This is a genomic window from Arthrobacter sp. Y3221159, from assembly GCF_059089885.1.
On record NZ_JBNHFC010000043.1, the window covers coordinates 1 to 4,697 of the forward strand.

General features: G+C 65.0%; 3 protein-coding genes. All 3 read right to left on the reverse strand.

The window, feature by feature from the left end:
- Window positions 1–22: 22 nt before the first annotated feature.
- The 3 genes from AC5RT3_RS20525 to AC5RT3_RS20535 all read right to left on the reverse strand — a co-directional run bounded on the left by AC5RT3_RS20525 (window position 23) and on the right by AC5RT3_RS20535 (window position 4,539).
- A complete protein-coding gene (locus AC5RT3_RS20525; RefSeq protein ID WP_494125099.1) occupies window positions 23–307 on the reverse strand; it encodes a hypothetical protein in 285 nt (94 codons plus the stop codon).
- Between the two features lie 91 nt (window positions 308–398).
- The gene (locus tag AC5RT3_RS20530; protein ID WP_494125100.1) at window positions 399–3,443 is read right to left on the reverse strand and encodes a glycoside hydrolase family 2 TIM barrel-domain containing protein; all 3,045 of its coding nucleotides are present in this window, start codon (window positions 3,441–3,443) and stop codon (window positions 399–401) included.
- Window positions 3,444–3,534: 91 nt separating this feature from the next.
- Window positions 3,535–4,539, reverse strand: a complete 1,005-nt coding sequence (locus AC5RT3_RS20535; RefSeq protein ID WP_494125101.1) for a LacI family DNA-binding transcriptional regulator — start codon at window positions 4,537–4,539, stop codon at window positions 3,535–3,537.
- Window positions 4,540–4,697: the final 158 nt, after the last annotated feature.

Sequence of the window (4,697 nt, forward strand, 5' to 3'; positions counted from 1 at the left end):
AACTTGGCACACTATTGAGTTCTCAAACAACAGACACACCCGGCACCACCCAAACCAAACATTCAGGATCGCTCCGGAGCAACTTTTCAAACTTACCCGACCGCCGAATACTTTGCAAATCCGCTTTCCAGCAGTTGCAGCATTCGTGATCAGTCCCCACCGGGTCAAGGCGCGCTAGCAGGCGGACCATTTTTCCAGGCTGTTCAAAGGGGGTTTGGCCGCTATTTTTCCGCTTCAGCGGCGGCGACTCAGAAAACAATACACGCCCATAAAGCTCACGGCAAATCGCCCCTGCCTCGTCAGTCATAACCCCACAATCCCCGTGATGACGGGAATTCCAGGGTCAAACAGAGGGCCATCAGTACCAGACCGCCCGCGGCGGGCAAGTGTGCAGTGGCTCACACTGGACTTTCCCCTACCGTCCGGAAGACGAGAGTGAACTCTGCCGCCCGGGGCTTCAGCCGGTACGGCTTCAGGACACCAGGCCCACAAGCCGCCGTGCCCACTCCCCGCTGCACATGGTCCAGGTACATGTAGGTCATGCCATCTGCCCCAAGCTCTGGCCGGTGGGCTGCCGCGTCAAGGACTGCCAGGCTGTACGGCCGTACTGTCAGGGCAAAAGGCTCACCCCTGACCTGCAGCAGGCTTCCGGCAACGTCCAAGGAGGCGGAACGGACTCCGGAGCGCGCACCTGATTCCTGGGGGCGGACATAGTCCACGTCCAGGTCGGCGAGCGGAAGGGAGAACCATCCCGTAAGGGCACCTTGGCCGGTGTCCGGGTAACTCTGGTGCGGGCCTTTCCCGAACCAGCTCACTGCTGACGTCTCTCCTGCTAGGACAAGCTCCAGGCCGATACGTGCCCATTCCACCTCAAAGCCGGCGTTGACCCAGGTCCCTTCCGGGCGGACGTTCGCCTGGAGAGCCAGGGACGCGCCGTCGCTGGTCCAGGAATAAGCCACCTGAACTCCGTACTGCTTGTCCGCGGCACCCACACGCGTGCGGACCGTGAGCCGCTCACCGCCGTCGGCCGTTACCTCGGCACTGATGCCGACAAGCCGGGTGTGCAGCCGGTTCAACCCGGCGTCCTTCCACTGCGTGCCGAGCGGGCGCGGGTCCTCGCTGGCCCATTCCCGGCCCAGGTCGTTGTCGGTGGGCGCCCACCACAGCACCAGCCCCAGCTTCTCAACAGGCAGATCTCCCAGGAGGATGGGCATCCCGGTGATCCGGCTGAAGACTGCCGGACCCAGCCTCAGCTCGTTTTCCAGGACAAGGACACGTTCGGTCGCTGCAGGCTCAGCAGTACTGGCAGATAGGACGGACTGGCCCCATGAAATTTCATGGCCTGCGGCAGCCCAGGAAGAATCGGCCGCAAGAACCGCCCGCCCCGTCAAGACCGCTGCCTGTCCGGCACGGGCAAGTGCGGCGGCACTGTCCGCAACGGCGGCGGGCAAGGGAACCGCAGTTTCGGACTGCGGCGGCAACGGCGCGAGCTGTACCGGTCCGGCGTCCAGCAGGCCGCCGTCGGTCTCAACGGTGTAGCGGAACTCATACGCGGAGGTGTCGGCGAAGTCCTGCAGGTTGCGGATCCGGAACCCGGACCAGTCCCCGGCCACCTCAATCCTGAGCGGCTCGACGACTTTCTTGTAGTCCAGAAGTCCCGGCCGCGGTCTACGGTCCGCGTCCACCAGGCCGTCCGTGACGAAGTTGCCGTCGTGAATTTCCTCACCGAAATCGCCGCCGTACCCGAAGTACTCACCACCCTCAGCGGACTGCACGGTGATGCCGTGCTCCAGCCACTCCCACACGAAGCCGCCCATAAGGCGCGGATGCCGCTCGAAGAGCTCCTGGTACTCGGTCATGCCGCCGGGGCCGTTCCCCATGGCATGCGCGTACTCGCACAGCACAAAGGGCATGGCCCGGCGCCGGGCCTCCAGGGCCGCGTCCTCGAGGGGCGGTTCGATGCCCTGCCCGATCAGTGCCGTTTCGTCCTGGCTTGCGTACATCCGTGAGTAGACGTCCACGTAGGGCGAGGACCAGTCCCCCTCGTAGTGGATGGGGCGGGAGGGGTCGCGGTCCTTGGTCCAGCGCGACATGGCCGCGAGGTTCCTGCCGGTGCCGGCCTCATTGCCGAGGGACCACATGATCACGGACGGATGGTTCTTGTCCCGCTCGACCGTTCGCTGCATCCTGTCCAGCAGCGCGGGTTCCCACTGCGGATCCTCACTCGGATTCTGCGCCCAGCCGGCACTTTCAAACCCGTGCGTTTCCAGGTCGCATTCAAGGACTACGTAGAAGCCGAGCCGGTCGGCAAGCGCCAGGAATTCGGGATGCGGCGGGTAATGGGACGTGCGGATGGCGTTGATGTTGTGCTGCTTCATCAGCCGCAGCTCAGCCTCCACAACATCCCGGGGAACAACGCGGCCCAGGCGGGGATGGTGTTCGTGGCGGTTAACGCCGCGCAGCAGGATCCGCCGGCCGTTGACCTCAAACTGGGCATCTTCGATGGTGAGGCTGCGGAAGCCCAGCTGCAAGCTGACAGTCTCGCCCGGAGTGCTGACCGATGCATCGTAGAGTTTCGGCAGCTCAGCCGACCAGGGTTCGACGCCGGGGACGCGCACCTCCGTCCCGGCCGGTAGTTCCAGCCCCAATGCGGGAACGCGTACGACGGCGTCAATCGCCTTCCCGCCCCGGCTCGCCTCGACGCGAAGCACGCCTTCGTGACTTCCGTGGTCATAGCCGGCATGGACGAAGAGATCATCGATGCCAGCCGCCGGCCGGGCCTGGAGTGTGACATCCCGGAAAATTCCCGGGAGCCACCACATGTCCTGGTCTTCGACGTAGCTGGCAGCCGAGAACTGGGCCACCCTTACGGCAAGCGTATTGGTCCCTTCCACCAGGACGCCTGAGACGTCGAACTCGTGGGGCAGCCTGCTCCCGCGGGTGGTTCCCAGTTCCACCCCGTTCAGCCAGATGGTGGCGGCGGACTCTATTCCGTCGAACCGCAGCACAGCATGAGGCAGGAACGCAGGTCCTGCCTCGAAGGTCCGCAGGTGGTCTCCGATGGGGTTTGACTCAGGAACGTGCGGCGGTTCGACCGCAAAGGGGAACTGGACGTTGGTGTACGCGGGCGCGCCATGGCCGTGCATTGGCCAGCTGGATGGGACGGGCAGGGCGGTGAAGCCTTCAAGGTCCTCTCCCAACTGCCAGCCGGCTGCCGGCGCAGAGCGGATTCCGAGGCTCAACCGGAAGCGCCATTCACCATTCAGGGAGAGCTTGTGCGCGTTGCTTGAAAGGTAGGCGCGTGCCGGGAGCGATCCGCGCCCGGGTTTCACCGACGCCAGTTCCCGTACCGCTGCTGCCCCCACCTCAAGATCTTCCGACTCCTGCGCAGTGCCGAATGCCAGGGAGGTTCCTGCTGTTGTAAAGGGAGGCTGGGCTGGCATGGCGTTCCTTGGCGGAGAGGGGGCCGGGTCCCTCGTGAACGTTCACGAACGCGATCAAGCCTAGCTGCCGTCGCGCCTTTTGAATAGGCCCTCAGCCGGATTGACGGACGATGAGTTCGTGCCGGAGGGTGAGTGAAGCAGCGGTGCTTCCCGGCGCCACCGCACCGGAGAGCAGTGCTTCCAGGAGGTCGACGGCGGCCCGGCCCACCGCGCGCAGGTCAAGGGCGAGGGTGGTCAGCTCGGGAGTGACGAGTTCGCCCAAAGGAATGCCATCCATGCCGATGACGGCACAGTCCTCAGGGACAGACCTTCCTGAACCGTGGAGTGCCTTCAGCGCACCTGCCGCCATCACATCATTGAACGCCAGCAGCGCTTCCACTTCCGGCTCTTCGTCAAGCAGCCCGTCAACTGCGTCGCGGGCAGCCGTGGCGGACGGGGAGGACTGGACCTTAGTCAACGGGATGCCTGCTGCCGCAGCGGCCGCGGCAACAGCGGCCCCACGGCTGGCAGCCGGGCCGCCCTGGTCCGAGTCCAGGAAGGCCACCTTGTGCCGACCGGCGGTGGTCAAATGATCTAAGGCCAGCCTGGCTGCGTGCGGGTAGTCGAATCCGATGCTGCCGGCGGAACTGCCGTCCGGGTAGTCCAGGCCCACCACGGGGCGGCTGCCCATGAGGGACTGCGCCTCGGCCCCATGCTCCCCGAGGTACCCGATCAGGGCGTCAACCTGGGGTGCCAGCCGGGTAACAGCATCGAGACCACTACCTGTGCCGTGCCCATAATCATCCATCACGACGTTCCAGCCCCGCTGCGTGGCAGCTTCCACCACGCTGGACGCAAAAGCAGGGAAGTAGGGGTTGGCCAGATCCGGGATTGCCAGGCCTACCGAGGTCCGCGCGCCCTGGACAAGCCCTTTTGCGAACCGGCTTGGGGAGTAGCCCAACTCCCCTGCGCACTTCTGGACCCGCTCTCGCGTGGCCGCACTGATACCAGGCATGTCATTCATGGCCCGGGTAACGGTCTGGCGGGAGACACCTGCAGCAGCCGCAACGTCCAGGATGGTGGCGCGCCGGCCGGGGGCATCTGCTGAACGGGTCATGAGACGAGTCTAGGTGCCAGGGCGGCTGTTATCCGGTGGGGGGCCGGCGACAGTGCATGACGTTTGGTGGTTGGTTGTTTAAATGCGGGAGGCCCCAACCTGTGGTTGGGGCCTCGACCGTGATGTGTTGTCCGGCGGTGTCCTACTCTCCCACACCC